Annotated in this window: 12 protein-coding genes and 1 riboswitch; of the genes, 6 read left to right on the top strand and 6 right to left on the bottom strand. The window is 73.9% G+C overall.

Going from position 1 to position 16,615, the window contains the following annotated elements; genetic code table 11:
* Positions 1-88: 88 nt before the first annotated feature.
* Positions 89-1,069, bottom strand: coding sequence for an aldo/keto reductase (locus ATL41_RS07025; RefSeq protein ID WP_098457840.1), 981 nt, complete (start codon positions 1,067-1,069; stop codon positions 89-91).
* A 184-nt stretch (positions 1,070-1,253) separates the two neighbouring features.
* Between ATL41_RS07025 and ATL41_RS07020 the strand changes: the two genes are divergently transcribed.
* Both ATL41_RS07020 and ATL41_RS07015 read left to right on the top strand, forming a co-directional pair.
* Positions 1,254-4,652, top strand: a complete 3,399-nt coding sequence (locus tag ATL41_RS07020) for a putative Ig domain-containing protein (RefSeq protein ID WP_098457839.1) — start codon at positions 1,254-1,256, stop codon at positions 4,650-4,652.
* Positions 4,653-4,713: 61 nt separating this feature from the next.
* On the top strand, positions 4,714-5,511 hold the full coding sequence (locus ATL41_RS07015) for a nuclease-related domain-containing protein (RefSeq protein ID WP_098457838.1): 798 nt from the start codon (positions 4,714-4,716) through the stop codon (positions 5,509-5,511).
* Between the two features lie 45 nt (positions 5,512-5,556).
* Here the strand turns inward: ATL41_RS07015 and ATL41_RS07010 are convergent, their stop codons facing one another.
* From ATL41_RS07010 to ATL41_RS06995, 4 genes are all read right to left on the bottom strand, one after another.
* Positions 5,557-6,144: a TetR/AcrR family transcriptional regulator gene (locus ATL41_RS07010; protein ID WP_098457837.1), complete on the bottom strand. Its 588-nt coding sequence runs from the start codon at positions 6,142-6,144 to the stop codon at positions 5,557-5,559.
* 47 nt (positions 6,145-6,191) lie between these two features.
* Complete coding sequence (locus ATL41_RS07005; protein WP_098457836.1) at positions 6,192-8,726, bottom strand: YhgE/Pip family protein; 2,535 nt, start codon at positions 8,724-8,726, stop codon at positions 6,192-6,194.
* Positions 8,727-8,745: 19 nt separating this feature from the next.
* Entirely contained in the window at positions 8,746-9,531 is a 786-nt protein-coding gene (locus ATL41_RS07000; RefSeq protein ID WP_098457835.1) for an ATP-binding cassette domain-containing protein, read from the bottom strand.
* A 237-nt stretch (positions 9,532-9,768) separates the two neighbouring features.
* Positions 9,769-10,713, bottom strand: a complete 945-nt coding sequence (locus ATL41_RS06995) for a hypothetical protein (RefSeq protein WP_098457834.1) — start codon at positions 10,711-10,713, stop codon at positions 9,769-9,771.
* A 212-nt stretch (positions 10,714-10,925) separates the two neighbouring features.
* Here ATL41_RS06995 and ATL41_RS06990 point away from each other — a divergent pair, with 212 nt between their 5' ends.
* On the top strand, positions 10,926-11,213 hold the full coding sequence (locus tag ATL41_RS06990) for a DUF4235 domain-containing protein (protein WP_098457833.1): 288 nt from the start codon (positions 10,926-10,928) through the stop codon (positions 11,211-11,213).
* A gap of 89 nt (positions 11,214-11,302) precedes the next feature.
* Here the strand turns inward: ATL41_RS06990 and ATL41_RS06985 are convergent, their stop codons facing one another.
* A complete protein-coding gene (locus tag ATL41_RS06985) occupies positions 11,303-12,232 on the bottom strand; it encodes a VOC family protein (RefSeq protein ID WP_098457832.1) in 930 nt (309 codons plus the stop codon).
* Positions 12,233-12,323: 91 nt separating this feature from the next.
* A riboswitch (TPP riboswitch) is annotated at positions 12,324-12,443 on the top strand.
* 68 nt (positions 12,444-12,511) lie between these two features.
* On the opposite strand from ATL41_RS06985, the gene ATL41_RS06980 reads away from it, so the two are divergent.
* The 3 genes from ATL41_RS06980 to ATL41_RS06970 are packed head-to-tail and all read left to right on the top strand — an operon-like array spanning position 12,512 to position 16,501.
* Entirely contained in the window at positions 12,512-13,591 is a 1,080-nt protein-coding gene (locus ATL41_RS06980) for a thiamine ABC transporter substrate-binding protein (protein ID WP_098457831.1), read from the top strand.
* Between the two features lie 13 nt (positions 13,592-13,604).
* Positions 13,605-15,380, top strand: a complete 1,776-nt coding sequence (locus tag ATL41_RS06975; RefSeq protein ID WP_425432662.1) for an ABC transporter permease — start codon at positions 13,605-13,607, stop codon at positions 15,378-15,380.
* Positions 15,380-16,501, top strand: coding sequence for an ABC transporter ATP-binding protein (locus ATL41_RS06970; RefSeq protein WP_098457830.1), 1,122 nt, complete (start codon positions 15,380-15,382; stop codon positions 16,499-16,501). The genes ATL41_RS06975 and ATL41_RS06970 overlap by 1 nt, the downstream gene beginning before the upstream one ends.
* The last annotated feature ends 114 nt before the right edge of the window (positions 16,502-16,615 follow it).

The following is a 16,615-nucleotide window of genomic DNA, read 5'->3' as shown; positions in this document are numbered from 1 at the left end:
GCCCGGGACCTGCGCTCGCGCCGGGCGCGGCCGCCGGCGTCCCGGAGGGCGGACGCGGCGCGGCGCCCGCCCTCCGGTCGTCAGCGCGTCACGGCCGCGGCGCTCCCGCGGCGGCGACGAGGGCGTAGTCCTCGTCGGTCAGCACGAGGTCGGCGCCCGTCACCCAGCCGTCGACCTGGGCAGGCGTGCGCGCGCCGACGATCGCGCCGGTGACGCCGCGCGTGCCGAGCACCCACGCGACCGCGGCGGCCGGCTGCTCGACACCGTGGCGGCGGGCAACCTCGCCGAGCGCGTCGCTGATCGCGAGGTTCTCCTCGAGGTGCGTTGTGAACGCCGGGTCGGCGTGGCGCCAGTCGTCCTTGGGCAGCGCGGCGACGCGCTCCGCCGAGAAGGCGCCCGTCAGCAGGCCCGAGCCCATCGGGCTGTAGACGATCGTGCCGACGCCGTGGTCGGCGCACCACGGCAGCAGCTCGGCGGCCGAGTCGCGGCGGATCGCCGAGTACGGCGGCTGCAGCGTGTCGACGTGCCCGAGCGCCTCCGCGCGCTCGAGCGCCGCGACGTCGTGGTTGGACAGGCCGATCGCGCGGACCTTGCCCTCGGCCTTGAAGTCGAGCATCGCCTGCCAGTACTCCTCGAGGGGCGTGCCGTCCTCGGCGGGCCAGTGCACCTGGTACAGGTCGATGCGCTCGACGTCGAGCCTGCGCAGGGAGTCCTCGAGCTGGCGGCGCAGCGCTCGCGGCTCGGCGATGCGCTCGGCGCGGGCCGAGGGGTCGGCGGACCAGTCCATGCCGCCCTTCGTGAAGACGTAGGGGCGGTCGGCCTCGGGCAGGTCGGCGAGGGCGCGAGCGACGACCTCCTCGGAGTGGCCGAGGCCGTAGACGGAGGCGGTGTCGATCCAGTTGACGCCACGCTCGACGGCGTGACGGATCGCGGTGATCGAGTCCGCGTCGTCCTGCTGGCCCCAGCCGAAGGCCCAGCCGCTGCCTCCGATGGCCCAGGCGCCGAAGCCGACGCGGGTGATGGTCATGTCGGTCGTGCCGAGGGGCACGGTCGTGAGGGAAGTGTCCATCTCCCCACTGTCCGGGCCTGACGGCCGCGACCGCAAGCGGGCGCTGACGTGGGCATGCGAGGGTGCGCCGGAGGTTGTATCACCTACGGCTCGAGTGTCGCGGCTTGCGAGATGCCGCTAAGACGTTCGTCCCGTGTGACCATGACACGTCTTTTTCCTGACGTCGCGCCGTGAAAGGCACCTCATGCGTCTGCCTCGCCTCCTCCGTTCCACCGCCGCCCAGGTGGTCGCCGTCGTCCTCGCTGCTGGGGTCGCCCTCGTCGCGGCACCCGTCGCGACCGCGGTGGCGCCGGTGGGCCTCGACGACTTCTCGGGCAACGTCCGGGGCGTGCGCACGGTCGAGACCGACGGGACGGCCAGCTTCACCGAGAACGGCGGCAAGGGCGTCGTGCGCACGACGCACCCCGGCGGCGGCGCGCCGAGCTCCGTGACCCTCCGGTACGCGATCCCGACGGCGGATCTCACCTCGGGCGGCAGCAACGGTCAGTTCTTCCTGGAGTTCGACTCGATCGTCAGGTCGTCGCCGTCCCCGGGAGAGGTCGCCGCGAACATCTGGATCACGCTCGTCGACTCTCTCGGCCGTGAGAGCATCGCGGCGTCGTCCGGCATCAGCAACGCCCCCGACGGCTACGGCATCGTCCGGCCGCTGTGCGACGCAGCCGCGGCCGGCTGCTCCGGGGGCTTCTCCGGCACCGCCGACTTCACGTCCGTCACGGAGATCGCCGTGACGGTCGCGCACCCGAAGAACCTCGACGGCGCCAACGAGCTGGTCGCCGTCATCGACGCGATCCGCACGACGCCGCTCGCCGGCGCGCAGCCGGCCCCGCGCGCCGCGTACGTCACGACCGAGTCGAGCACCTATCGCGGGGGAGCCGACGGGACCTCGGTCCACTTCCGGGTGCGCTACTCCGGGACGACGCCGTTCAGCGGTGGGGCGTGGGGCGCGAACGACTTCGCGGTGGCGACGACGGGCGGGACGACGGCACGCGTGACGTCGGTGACAGGAACCGCCGAGGACCACGTCGTCAAGGTCGCCGTCGGAGGTTCGTCCGGGACGGTGCGGCTCGATGTCCCGGCCGGGATGCTCCACGACACGTGGGGCCAGCCGACGGTAGGGAGCTCGGCAACGGTCGCGTACACGCGCGTCCCCGCCCCCGTCCTCCCTGAGCTCACCGCCGAGCAGCGCCACCTCGTCGTCGGTACGCCGCTCGACCTCCAGCTCGACGTGCCCGACCCGGCGGACTACCTTGTGATCTCTGGGATGCTCCCGCCCGAGCTGACCCTGTCGAGCAGCGGCCGGATCTCAGGGACGCCGACCGTGGCCGGCGACTTCTCTGCCACCATCCTGGCTCAGGACGAGTTCCGGCAGTCGGACGCGAAGACATACGAGTTTCGCGTCCTGCCGACGGTCACCTTCCCCGCCTCGCCGGACGTCAACCTGACCCTCGGCCTCCCGTCAGCGCCGTTCGGCATCGTCGCGCTGGGAGCTTCCGCCGGGACGGTCGCACTCACGCTCGACGGGCTCCCCGCAGGAATGTCGTTCGACCCCGTGACGCGCACGGTCAGCGGCACACCGACGGCCGCAGGAACGTTCCCGCTCACTGCCGTAGCGACGAGCGTCGCTGTTCCGAGCCTCGAGCTCGGCCGCGCCCGGGTGCAGACGCTGACCGTCGGCGTACCGCCGTCCGCGGAACCGCTAGGCAGCATCTTCGTCCGGGAGGCGCAGCCGTCGACCATCCCGCTCCCACCGGGCAACGCCTACCAGGTCGTCGCCGGGAGCCTGCCGGTCGGCATGGTGATCTCCGGAGCCTCGATCACGGGAGTGCCGACCGGCGCGGGGACGTCGTCGTTCACCCTGTTCGTGACCAACCCCTTCGGCTCGAGCACGATCACCGGGTCGATCGTCGTCGGGAGCTCCGTCGTCGTCCCCGGGGCGACGCGCGACGCCGTCGTGGGCGAGGCGTTCTCCCACGAGGTCCTGGCGACAGGACTTCCCGCCCCGGACGTGACGGTCTCGCAGGGCACGCTCCCGCCCGGCGTCACCGCCCGGGTCGAGGGTGCTCTCCTCACGCTCAGCGGGACACCCACGGTCCCGGGAACGTACGACGTGGCGGTCCGTGCCGTCCGGACCCTGTCCGGCGACGACGTGAGCGCGACGATCCGTGTCATCGTCCGCGAGAAGCCGGTCGTGACGCCAGCCTCGGACCTCACGGTCCACCTCGGTGACGCCGTCGACCGGACGTTCGTCGCGACGGGCGACCCCGCTCCCGCCTGGACGGCGACCGGGCTCCCAGCAGGAGTGAGAGCAACGGACCTGGGCGACGGCAGCGTGCGGATCCACGGCACGCCGACCACGAGCGGGACGAGCGCCATGACCTTGACCGCGACGAACATGGCTGGCTCAGCATCGACCAGCTTCGTGCTGCACGTCCAGAAGGCGCCTGCGTTCACGAGTGCCGACGACCTCGACCTCGAGGCGGGTGTGCCCGTGTCCGCCGTCGTGACCGTCGACGGCTACCCCGTGCCGACGATCACGGCGACCGGGCTGCCTCAGGGTCTGACGTTCGCGGACCGCGGCGACGGCACGGCGACGATCAGCGGGACGCCGGCCCGCGGCGGGGCGACGACGGTCCGTCTGACCGCGACGAACGTCGTGAGCGCCGCGACGACCGACGTCGAGGTGACGGTCGTCGAGAAGCCTGCGGTGACCTCCGACCCCGTGGCGAAGGTCGTCGCGGGCGGCGCGGTGAACCTGACCGTCACGTTCGGAGGGTTCCCGGTCCCCGCGCTCGCCCTCGAGAGCGCGGGTGCCGGAGCGGCAGGCGTCGCCCGGGTGATGGCGGCGAGCCGCGGAGTCCTCGCGGCCGGACCGGCCCCGGTCGCAGCTACGACCCTTCCGCCGGGACTGACCTTCACCGACAACGGCGACGGCACGGCGACGATCGCCGGGAGGCCCACGGTCGGTGGGCTCTTCCGGCCTACGGTCGTCGCGACGAGCAGCGCGGGCGTGACCCGCCAGACGCTCGACCTGACGGTCGCCGCGATCACGACGACGGACGTCTCGGGGGACGAGGAGGTCGTGGTCGGCGACAAGGTCGACCTGACGTTCCGCGCGGGTGGCTACCCGACGCCCGTCCTGCGCGTCGTCGGCACCCTGCCGCTCGGACTGACCTTCACCGACAACGGCGACGGCACCGGCACGCTCCGGGGGACCGTGCTCGTGACGGGGACGCACACCGTGACGATCGAGGCGGACAACGGCGCGGTCCGGCGCTTCTCGGCGACGATCGTCGCCGCCGTCCAGGAAGCGCCCGGAACGGACGACGGCGCCGACGACGGTGGCGGCACGGACGAGCCCACGCCAGGTCCCGCGGACGGCACGGACGAGCCCGCGGACGACACGGACGAGCCGACGCCGACCGACGACGACTCGACCGACGGCGACTCGACCGACGGCGACTCGACCGACGGCGTCGACCGGCTGCCGCGCACCGGCACCGAGGGGCTGACCTCGCTCGTCGTCGCGCTGGCGGCGATCGCGCTCGGTGCGCTCATGGTGGAGGTCCGGCGCCGCAGGGCATAACGGCCCCAACTGGTCGACGGAACGGCTCATCTTTACCCGGGGTTGAGCCGATGGAGAAGGTATGACGGACATCAACAGCGCGCCCGGGTTGGTGGGGACGCACACGCCTGCGGCTCACCGCAACCGCGTGCTGGGCCGTCACAGCTGGACGGTGCTGCGCGACCTGCGCCGTCCGAGCAAGCTTGGCGGACGCATCGACCGGCTCTTCGTGGGCCCGGGCGGCATCGTCGTCGTCGAGAGCGCCCGCTGGCTGGGCGACGTCGCGGTCGAGCGCGGCGCGCTCCGCCTCGACGGTGTCCCGAAGGACGAGGCCGCCGAGCACGCGGGCATGACCGCCGCGCACATCGCCGCCCTCCTCCCGGCGGACCTGCGCACGTCGGTCCGCGCCGTCGTCTCCCTCGCGTACCAGGACCTGGCGCCCGCCGCCGTCGGCCCCGCCGACGTCATCGGTGAGGCCAGCCTCGAGAAGTGGCTGCTCGACCTCCCGGCGCGGCTCGACGCGCAGCGCGCGGACGAGGCGGCGTGCCTCCTGCTCGAGCTGCTCGTCGGCCGCACCCCGGACGTCTCGACGTCGGTCGAGCTGGACGCCCCGCGTCGCCGCCGCGCGATCAAGGAGCCGACCGAGCTGCACCTGCAGATGACGACGATCCAGCCGCCGACGACCGGCGAGACCCCGGTCGTCTCGACGTTCGTCACGCCCGCCTCCCCGCGCAGCGACCGTCTGGCCGCCGCGCCGGTCGAGCAGCCCGCCGTGCCGACGCGCACGCGCCGCGCCTCGGGCGTCTGGCCTGTCGTGTGGTTCGGCGCCGCGCTGGTCGCGTTCCTCAACATCGAGGCGCTCGGCCGCCTGTTCGGCTGAGCCGGCCGCACCTTCCCGTCGACGCGGTCCCCTGACCGCGGGAGGCTAGAGCCCCGCGGTGAGCCGCAGCACGCTCGCGCGCACGTCCTCCACGGACCGGTCCGGCTGGAACAGCAACCACTCGAGCCCGGCGACGAGCACCGCACCGAAGGTCGCGGCGCCGACGAGCGACGCGTCCTCGCCGGGCGAGATCTCGCCGACGACGTCGGCGAACGTCGCGATCGTCACCGCGCGCAGCGCGCCGATCGTCTCCTGCCACTCGCGCTCGACGCGGAACACCTCCGCGGCCATGAGCTTCGCGAAGTCCGGGTTGGCCTGCATCGACGAGAGCAGCGCGCCGACGACCGCGGAGAGCGCCTCGCGCCCGCGCAGGTCGCCACGCGCCTCGTTGATCGTCGTCTGGAGGCGCTCGCTGCCCTCCGCGAGGGCGGCCTCGAGGATCTCCGACTTCGACGTGAAGTTGTAGTAGACGCTGCCCTTCGCGACGCCCGCGGCGAGCGCGATGTCGTCGACGGACGTTGCCGAGAAGCCGCGCTCGGCGACGAGCCGCACCGCGGCCTCGATCACCTGCGCGCGGGTCCCGCGTCGTCGTGCGGCATGGCCGTCGGTCCTCGGGGTGGTGGCGTCGCTCATGCTGCCGATCCTCCCAGAGCGGCCGACGGCCCGCCGAACGGTCATGCTCAGAGCGCGATCGCCGGGTGCAGGCGGTCGAGCGTCCACGTGCGCATCCGGCTGGCGCGCCACGCGGTGACCGCGAGCGAGCCGAGCAGGACGCCCCCGAGGACGAGCGTGCTCGCCACCAGGCGGCCGTCCGCACCGCCCGTGATGACCTGGCGCAGGCCCTGGACGGCGTACGACATCGGCAGCCACGGGTGGATCGCCTGGAAGAACGACGCCGTCGTCTGCACGGGGTAGGTGCCGCCCGAGCCGGCGAGCTGCAGCATGAGCAGCGCGAGGATGAGCACCTTGCCCGCCGCGGGCCCCGCGAGGGCGAGGATCGCCTGCTGCAGCGCGAAGAAGGTCGCGGCCACGAGCACGGTGAACGCGATCGTGCCGGGGACGTTCGTGAGGTCCATGCCGAGGCCGAGCGCGACGACGGAGAGCATCACTCCCGCCTGCGCCGCACCGATGAGCAGGCCGGGGAGGTAGCCGGCGATCGCGACGCGCCAGCCGGAGACGGGCGCGGCGAGCGCCCGCGGCGGCACGGGCCGCAGCACGAGCCACGTGATGAGCGCGCCGACGAACAGCGCGAGCGACAGGAAGAACGGCGCGAAGCCCTCGCCGAAGCCCTCGGCCTGCGCGAGGTCGGAGTCGGCGACCGTGACGGGCGCGGCGACGACCGCGGCACGCTGGGCGCGCAGGTTCGCGTCGTCGTCGGGGATCTGCTCGGCGCCGCTGGCGAGGCCGTCGGCGAGCTGCCCCGCGCCGTCGTGCAGCTGCGTGGTGCCGTCCGCGAGCCTGTCGGCACCGTCGGCGAGGCGGGCGGTGCCGTCGGCGAGGGTGCCCGCGCCGGTCGCTGCGCTGCGCGCGCCGGTGCGCAGCCGGGACGCGCCTCCGGCGAGCTCGGAGGTGCCGTCGGAGAGCGTTCGCGTGCCGTCGCTCAGCGTCTCGGCGCCCGCGGAGAGGGTTCTGGCGCCCTTCGCGGCGTCCTTGAGGCCCTTCGCGAGCGTGCCCGAGCCCTGGGAGAGCGTCGTCGACGACGTCGCGAGCCTGCTCGCGCCCTTGTCGACGGCGGTCGCGCCCGTCGCGAGCGCGGTGGCGCCGTCGGAGAGCTTGGAGGTGCCGTCGGCGAGCGCGCCGGCGCCCTTCTCGAGCGTGCCGAGGCCCGTGCTGAGCGACGTGGCGCCGGCAGCGAGCTGGTCGACACCGTCACGCAGCGTGGGCTCGGTCCCGGTGCTCGGGTGGAGCTGCGCGTCGATCGCGGCGGCTCCGGTGGCGGCGGCCTGGAAACGCTCGACGAGCGTCGCGCCGTCGAGCGCGCCGAGCTTCGCGAGGGCCTCCTTGTTCGCGGCGATCACGCCCTGCACCTTCGGGTCGGCCGCGGACGGGTCGCTCGCCGCGAGCATCGCGGTGTTCTGCGTGAGGAGCGTCGCGACGTCGGCGAGCTGCTGGGGCAGTCCCTCGATCGTCGGCTGGGACGCGGCGAGGCCGGCCGCGAGGCTGTGCGCGCCGTCAGCGAGGCGGGCGGTGCCGGACCGGAGGTCCTGGGCGCCCGTGCTGAGGGCGTCGGCGCCGTCGGCGGCAGACGCTGCGCCTTCTGCGAGGTCCGTCGCGCCGTCGTGCGCGTCGGCGAGGCCGTCGGCGAGGGCGGTCGCGCCGTCCGCGAGGTCGCCCGTGCCGTCGGCGAGCGTTCCGGCGCCGGTCGCGAGCTTCCCCGCGCCGGACGCGAGGGTCGTGCCGCCCTTCGCGAGGGTCGACGTGCCGGTCGCGAGGTCGGACGCGCCGTCCGCGAGCGTCGAGGCGCCGCTGTCGAGGCGCTGGGCGCCGTCGTCGAGACGGGCCACCCCCTGGTGCGCGGAGCTGACGCCGTCGGCGAGCGTGCGCAGACCCTCCGCGAGGGAGGCTGAGCCGTCCGCCGCGGAGGCCGCGCCGTCGGCGAGGGTCACGGCGCCGTCGGCGACCTGGTCGGACGCGTCGGTGAGCCGGATCGCACCGTCCGACGCCGTGGCGAAGCCGTCGCGCGCGGAGCCGAGGCCGACGAGGACCGTGTCGACCGCGTGCGCGCCGATCTCCTCACGCACCGCGGACTCGACCTGGACCATCGCGGAGCGGCCGAGCGTCGTCGCGAGGAACGAGTTCGCGTCGTTGTACGTGACGTCGATGCGTGCCTGCTCGGGGGCGTCGCCGCCCGCGCTGACGATCGTCTCGGAGAAGTCCGCGGGGATCGTCACCGCGAAGTAGTAGTCGCCGTCGGAGACGCCCGCGAGAGCGTCGTCGCGCGACGTGACGCGCCAGTCGAGGTCACCCGACTCGACGAGCTTCTCGGTGATCTGCGCGCCGGCGTCGACGGGCTCGCCGTCGCGCTGCGCGGCGACGTCCTCGTTGACGAGGGCGACGGGCAGCTTGTCCATGTTGCCGGTCGGGTCCCAGAACGCCCACAGGTACAGGGCGCCGTAGAGGAGGGGGATGAGGATGAGGGCGCCGACGGCGACCTTGGGGAGGGTGCCGCGGCGGAACCGGCGGAGCTCGCTCCCTGTCGATGCTGCAGAGATCATGAGGTCTTCCTGGGGGAGGTCAGGCGTCGAGCTGCGGGCCGGTGGTCAGGCGCACGACGCGGGGCGACGTCTGCCAGGTCATGGCCTGCACCTCCCCTGCGGACGCGACGGAAGCGATGACGGTGACGCCCGCGGCGGCGAGGCCGGCGAGGCTGTCCCAGACGAGCTGGCGGCGCGCGGCGTCGTGCACCTGGTCGAGGTCGTCGACGACGAGGAGGCGCGGCTGCGCGAGCATCGCGACGGTGATGCGCAGGAGCATCGCGTCGACCTCGTCGAGGTCCCACACGACCGTGTCGAGCGCGGGCAGGTGGCGTTCGCCGAAGACGGCGGAGGCGGCGTCGCGGTACGTCTGCTCGGTGAGGCGCGGGGCGCGGCGGTACCAGGGCGTGAGCCAGGTGAGGCGCTCGCGGAGTGTGTCGGCGACCGTCACCGAGTCGTCGAGGCGGTCGATCGCGTCGAAGCCGGCGACGGCGGCGAGCTTCTGGACGGCGTAGCGCTCGCGGGGCAGCTCGTGGCCGAGGACGGTGAGCTGGCGTGTGCTGCGGTCGGGCCGCATGCGGCCGGCGAGGGTGAGCAGGAGGCTCGTGCGGCCGGAGCCCTGGGGTCCCTGGAGGACGACGAGGTCGCCCTCGCGGACGTGGAGGGAGACGGGTCCGTAGACGGTTCCGCGTGCGGACGTGAGCGTGAGGTCCTTCGCCTGGACGACGGCGCGGCGCGGCGCGGGCTGGGAGGGCGGCGCAGCGTGCGCGGGTGCGGCAGGGAGGTCCTCGACCTCGGTGCGGCTCGCGGGAGGGGTGGGGTTCATAGTCCTGTTCCTGAGCTTGCGGCAGTCTTTTGATCTGACCGGTCAGTTCAAAATTAGGTCGGGCCGGGACGAGCGTCAACCGGAGGCGGCCAGAAGCGGCGAGGATCACAGCGGGCGGACGGCAACCGGGCGACCGCCTGTCGGTAGGCCGACGGCGACGCCCGCAGTCGCGGGCAGGGTGCGCGTGGGGGCGTCCTCGGCACCGGGGCGGTCCGGCGCGACGGCGATGACCCGGGCTCAGCCCTTCCAGGCCCAGGTCAGCGAGGGCGACTGCCGCACGGACCCGTAGTCGCGCCACATCGCGCGGGCGTCGGCCTTCTGCCGCGCCGTGCACGTCCGCGCGTAGTACATGACGGCCGTGCGCCCCGTGATCACCGACGCCATGCAGTCCGCCTGCAGCTCGCCCGGCTCGGCCGGCCCGCGGGCGTAGAGCCGCTCGGCGCTCGCGGTCGACTCCTCGTACGCGCTCTCGCCGTCGACGAGCGGGCGCACCTGGACGACGTGCGCGCACTCGTGCAGCGCCGTGTGCTCGAGCACGGCGTCGGGCAGGCCCGAGCGCAGCCGGATCGACTGGGTCCAGCGTGCCTGCCCGTCAGCCCACGCCCACGACGAGCGGGCCTTGCCGACGGTCTGGCCCGACCGCACGTCGGGCGAGTCGACGTAGATCGGCGTGAGCGGGCAGAAGTCGCGCACGGCGGCGCGAGCCCGAGCGACGTACGCGGCGTGCTCCTGGCTGTCCGACTGGAAGATCGTGAGCTCGGGGCTCGTGCGGACCGTGCCGGTGCCCGGGTCGAGCACGACGCGGTACGTCGCGTCGCCCGCCCGGCTCGGCACGGGGAGCGCGACGGCCGTGGTCTCGGCCACCTCCTCGGCGACCGGCGTCCACCGCCCGCCGTCCCGGCGCTCGAGCCGGAGCGTCGGCCCGGCCGCACTCACCTCGACCGTGACGACGACGTCCTCGTCCGTCGCGGCGACGTCCGGGTGGTCGACGTCGGTGATCGTCGCGTGCGCCCCCGTCGCGCCCGCTCTCTCGTCCGCGCCCGCGGCGACGGCACGGACGAGCCCGTCGCCCGTCAGGCCCGGGGCCGAGGGGCGCGGAGCCGCGGACACGAGGACCCAGGACAGCGCGAGCGCACCCGCGAGCGCCGGCACGGCGCGCCGCGTCCAGGTGTCTCGCCGCACTGGTCCTCCTCGCCCCGGGTGCCGTCGTCGTGAGCGACCTGTCCATCGTGCCCCGTCGTGCCGACGACGGCCAGGACGGCCGGACCTGGTCGGGCGCTCGTGCGGCGTGCGTGCAGGTCGGCCGACGTGCAGCGCGCCACGGTCCCGGTAGCGTGGGCAGGGTGGCCGCCCGACCCGGGCTGCCGCACCGACGAGCGACGAGGAGGACCGACGTGGCTGACGACAACGACGAGGGCATGGTCGACAAGCTGATCCTGATCGGCACGTCCGCGCTGGCGGCGTGGCTGGCGCAGAAGCTCCTCGGCGCGGTGTGGAAGAAGGCGACGGGGCACGACGCCCCGAAGGACCCGCTCGACAACGAGTCGAATATCGCGGGCATCGTGACCTTCGCGGGCGTGACGGGTGCGGTCGCCGCGCTGAGCCGCATCGCTGCGAACAAGGGCGCGCGCAAGGTGACGTCGCGGATCTCTGCGGGGCGCACCCTGAAGGCCTCGCGCTGACGCGGGTCCTGCACGCTTCGCGCTGACGCCCTGGCAGACGGCTCGGCCCCCTCGTCGCTCGCGACGAGGGGGCCGAGGTGTGTCCGGGGTCAGCCGACGGCGACGCGGATCTCGTTGCGCCACGGGTCGGCGAACGTGAGCACGGCGCCGTCGTCCGCGGCGGCGACGCCCGCGTGCTTGAGGCGGTCGGCGAGCGCGCCGACCTCGTCGCGCGTCGGGACGACGATCGACACCTCGCCGAGGCCGAGGTTCACGGGCCGCGGGCCAGCGCCCATCGACGCCCACGTGTTCATCGCCATGTGGTGGTGGTAGCCGCCGGCGGACACGAACAGGGCCGAGCCCATCTCGGTCGTCGCCTCGAAGCCGAGGGTGTCGACGTAGAAGCGGCGCGCGGTCGGGATGTCGCCGACCTGCAGGTGGACGTGGCCGAGGGTCGCGGCCGAGGCATGCGGGGCAGCGAGGACGGCCTCGTCGAGGTGCTGCTGCATGAATGCGTTCGGGTCGAGGTGCAGCGTGGCCATCTCGACGTGGCCGTCGCGCCAGCGCCACTGGTCGCGCGGGCGGTCGACGTACAGCTCGATGCCGTTGCCCTCGGGGTCGTCGAGGTAGAACGCCTCGGAGACGAGGTGGTCGCCCGCGCCGGTGTAGAGCTGCGGGGTGAGCGTCGCGACGCGCGCGAGCGTCGCGGCGAGGCCTGCGGCGTCGGCGAAGAGGATCGCCGTGTGGAACAGGCCGGCCTCGCCAGGGCGGCGCGGCGGCAGGTCGCGAGCCTCACGCAGGACGACGAGCGGCGTCGTGCCGCGGCCGAGGGTGACGACGGCGTCGCGGCCGTCCGCGGCGTCGTTCGCCAGGACCTCGAGCGCGATGACGTTCGTGTAGAAGGCGACCATCGCGTCGATGTCGCGGACGTACAGCGTGACCGCGTCCATGTGCGTCTCGGCTGCGAGGCGGTCGCCGGGCAGGAGGGCGGAGGGTGCGGCGGCGTGGGCGCTCGCGGCGTCGATCATGTCTCGGCTCATGTCTTCAGTCTCCCCCGAGAAAGTTGAAGCGTCAACCATTCTCGGTGTGAGGACGGGCACGGCCGCGAGGCGCGGCGGGCGGTAGGCTGGTCAGGAACGACAGGGGAGCGCTGCCGCCCGCACGGACGGTGAGCGCTGAGAGTGCGGACCACCGCAGACCCTCGAACCTGATCCGGTTAGCACCGGTGTAGGGAGTCGGGATTCTCTCCACGTCGTGCGCCGCAGCACACGCGGGGCGCGACGCGGCACCCCTCCTTTGACCTAGGAGGACACCAACGCATGAGCACCACCACCCGCCGCCGCAAGGGCACCGCAGCCACGCTCGCAGCGATCGCCACCACGAGCCTGCTCGTCGCCTGCTCCACCGAGCAGAGCCCGGCGACCACGACGACGACGGCCGGCCCGCCGACCGGCAAGGTCACCCTCGTCACCCACGACTCTTTCGAGCTCACCGACGAGCAGAAGGCCGACCTCGAGGGGCTCGGCCTCGACGTCGAGGTCACCCAGCTCGGCGACGGCGGCACCCTCGTCAACCAGCTCATCCTCACCAAGGACTCCCCGCTCGGCGACGTCGCCTACGGCATCGACAACATCTTCGGCGCACGCGCCCTCGAGGCCGGCGTCTTCGCCGACCACGCCTCCCCCGCCCTGCCCGACGCCGCGAAGGACCTCCTGCTCGAGGGCTCGACCGCGCTCACCCCGATCGACCAGGGCGACGTCTGCATCAACGTCGACGACCGCTGGTTCGACGCGCACCCCGACGTGCCCGTCCCCGCGACCCTCGACGACCTCGCCGACCCCGCGCTCAAGGACCTCGTCGTCCTCACCAACCCCGCGACGTCGACCCCCGGCCTCGCCTTCCTCGCCGCGACCGTCGGCGCCTACGGCGAGGACGGCTACCTCGACTACTGGACGAGCCTCAAGGACAACGGCGTGAAGATCTCCGACTCCTGGTCGGACGCCTACTACGTCGACTTCTCCGGCGGCGGCGAGGGCGGCCCGCGCCCCGTCGTCCTCTCGTACGGCTCGTCGCCCGCCTACACGCTCGACGGCGACGAGTCCACGACGTCGTCCCTCCCCGCGACGTGCTTCCGCCAGGTCGAGTACGCGGGCGTGATCGCCGGCTCCGACAACCCCGCCGCTGCAGGTGCACTCGTCGACTACATGCTCTCCGCCGACTTCCAGGCGGCCCTCCCTGACACGGTGTACATGTACCCGGTCGACCCGGACGTCGACCTGCCCGAGGCGTTCGAGAAGTTCGGGCCGCTCGCCGAGAAGACGATCACGGTCGACCCCGCGACGCTCGCGGAGAACCGCGACGCCTGGATCGAGTCGTGGACTGACACGATGCTCGGCTGAGACGAGCACGACCGTGACGACGACCCTCGCACCGGCACCGACCGGGAACCGCGCCCCCCACGGGGACGCGGCACCCGGCGGTGCCCGGCGCAGGGCGACCGGGCGTGCGCTCTGGTTCGCCGCCGTCGGGGTCCCGGGACTGTTCCTCGCGGTCTTCTTCCTGTGGCCCGTCGCGACGATGATCCTCAAGGGCTTCGCGTCGCCCGACGCCGCGGCGCACCCCGCGTGGTCGCCCGCCGCCTGGGACCTCGGCGGGTTCGGCGAGGTGCTCGGCCGCCCGCGCACGTGGCGCGTCGTCGGCCTGACCTTCCTGCAGGCCGGCCTCGGGACCGTGCTCTCCGTCCTGCTCGGCCTCCCCGGCGCGTACGTGCTGTACCGGCGGACGTTCCCCGGCCGTGCGTTCGTGCGTGCGGTCGTCACGGTGCCGTTCGTCCTGCCGACCGTCGTCGTCGGTGTCGCGTTCCGCAGCCTGTTCATGGACGCAGGCCCGCTCGGCGGGCTCGGCCTCGACCAGAGCCTCACCGCGATCGTCGTCGCGCTCGTCTTCTTCAACTACTCCGTCGTCGTGCGCACGGTCGGCGGTTTCTGGGCGCAGCTCGACGCCCGTCCCGAGCAGGCCGCGCGCGCCCTCGGCGCGAGCCCGCTGCGCGTCCTGCGCACGGTCACGCTGCCCGCGCTCGCCCCCGCGATCGCGTCGGCCGCCGCGCTCGTCTTCTTCTTCTGCGCGACGGCGTTCGGCACCGTCCTCATCCTCGGAGGCAGCCGCTTCGGCACGATCGAGACGGAGATCTACGTCCGCACGACGCAGTTCCTCGACCTGCGCGCGGCCGCGGTCCTGTCGGTCCTGCAGCTCGTCGTCGTCGCGGCCGTCCTGTGGGTGTCGGGCCGCGCGTCGGCACGGCGCGTGCGTGCGCTCGCCCTGCTCGGCTCGGCTCCCGGCGAGCGACGGCTGCGCCCGCGCGGGCTCGGTGCGGGCGGCTGGGCGAGCCTCGCCGTGACAGCCGTCGTCGTGCTCGGGCTGCTCGTGTGGCCCATGGCGAACCTGCTGCTGCGCTCGCTGCGCACGGCCGACGGCACGTGGACCCTGCAGAACTACCGGAACCTCGCCGAGCCCGTCGCGGGCTCGTCTGTGACCGCGTGGCAGGCCGCGGGCACCTCGCTGCGGACGGCTGCGGTCGCGGCCCTGATCGCCGTCGTCGTGGGCGGCCTCGTCGCGCTCGTGGTGTCCCGGCGCCCACGCTCACGGGCAGGCCGTCGCGGCCTCGCGCTGCTCGACGGCGTGTTCATGCTGCCGCTCGGCGTCTCGGCCGTGACGGTCGGCTTCGGGTTCCTCGTGACGCTCGACCGACCGCTCGGCCTCGGCGTCGACCTGCGCTCGTCGGGGCTGCTCGTGCCCGTCGCGCAGGCGGTCGTCGCGATCCCCATCGTCGTGCGCACGGTGCTGCCGGTGCTCCGCGCGCTCGACCCGCGCCTGCGGGAGGCGGCCGCGACGCTCGGCGCTCGCCCCGGCCGCGTGCTCGCGACGGTCGACCTGCCGCTCGTCACGCGTCCGCTCGGTCTCGCCGTCGGCTTCGCGTTCGCGGTGTCCCTCGGCGAGTTCGGTGCGACGGCGTTCCTCGCGCGGCCCGACTCGGCGACGCTGCCGGTCGTGATCTTCCGGCTCATCGGGCGGCCGGGTGCGGAGAACTTCGGGACGGCGCTCGCCGCGGCGGTCGTCCTGGCCGTCGTGACGGCGACAGTGATGGTGGTGGCCGAGCGGATGCGCGGCGACAAGGCAGGAGAGCTCTGATGGTCGATGTGGTGGTGGCGCGCAGCGCCGCTTCGGACGCTCCCGTCACGCCCGCGGAGGGTGCGCCCGGGCTGAGGCTGCGCGACGTCGTCGTCGGGTACGAGGGAGCGTCGCGCCGCGACGCCCCCGTGCGTGCGGTCGACGGCGTCTCGCTCGACCTGCCGCGCGGGCAGGTGCTCGCGCTGCTCGGTCCGTCCGGCTGCGGCAAGTCGAGCCTCTTGCGCGCGGTCGCGGGCCTCGAGCGGTCGACGGGCGAGATCTCCTGGGGCGGGCACTCGCTCGCGGGGCTGCCCGTGCACGAGCGCGGCATCGGCCTGATGTTCCAGGACGGCCAGCTCTTCCCGCACCGCGACGTCGCGGGCAACGTCGCCTACGGCCTCGAGGGCCGCGCCCTGCGCGGCGGGCGACGTGAGCGCATCCCTGCCGCGCGCCGTCGGGCACGCGTCGCGGAGCTGCTCGACGCCGTCGGCCTCGCAGGCTACGAGTCACGGCAGGTCTCGACCCTCTCGGGCGGCGAGCGGCAGCGCGTCGCGCTCGCCCGCTCGCTCGCGCCGGCCCCCGGGCTGCTGCTGCTCGACGAGCCGCTCTCGGCGCTCGACCGCGAGCTGCGCGAGCGCCTCGCGGTTGACCTGCGCGCCGCCCTCCTCGCGACGGGCACCACCGCCGTGTTCGTCACGCACGACCAGGACGAGGCGTTCACGGTCGCCGACCGTGTCGCGGTCATGTCGCGCGGTCGCGTGCTGCAGGAGGGGACTCCCGCCGAGCTCTGGGCCGCGCCCGCGGACCGCACGGTCGCGTCCTTCCTCGGCTACGAGGTGTTCGTCACGGTGGACGGGGCGTCGCTCGCGGTACCACCGGGGGGCTTCCGCCTGCTGGGGCTGGGTTCCGTCGGCCAGGACGCGCCCGTCGGAGCGGAGCGCGACATGGCGCTCTTGCGCCGCGGGGTCGTGACGGGCGTCCCGTTCCGTCGCGGTGCGGCGTCGGCGCTCGTCGAGATTGAAGGACTCGGCACGGTCACGGTCCACGAGGCGGCGACGGGGGCCCGGGCGCTCGAGACGTTAAACGTGGGTGATGTCGTGCAGCTACGCCTCACCCTGGGCCGGTGCGCACCCTGCGCGTGAGACACGCGTGAGTCTCGTTAGTCGAGACGAGCGGGTGAATGCTCGCACCCCCTCAGGAGGTCGAAAGCAGATCGTGGGGCGCGGAATCTCGCGGAAACCTGGCTCCGTGTGTGT

The organism is Flavimobilis soli (genome assembly GCF_002564025.1).
GTDB lineage: Bacteria > Actinomycetota > Actinomycetes > Actinomycetales > Cellulomonadaceae > Flavimobilis > Flavimobilis soli.
This window is presented reverse-complemented; position numbering and strand designations above follow the sequence as displayed.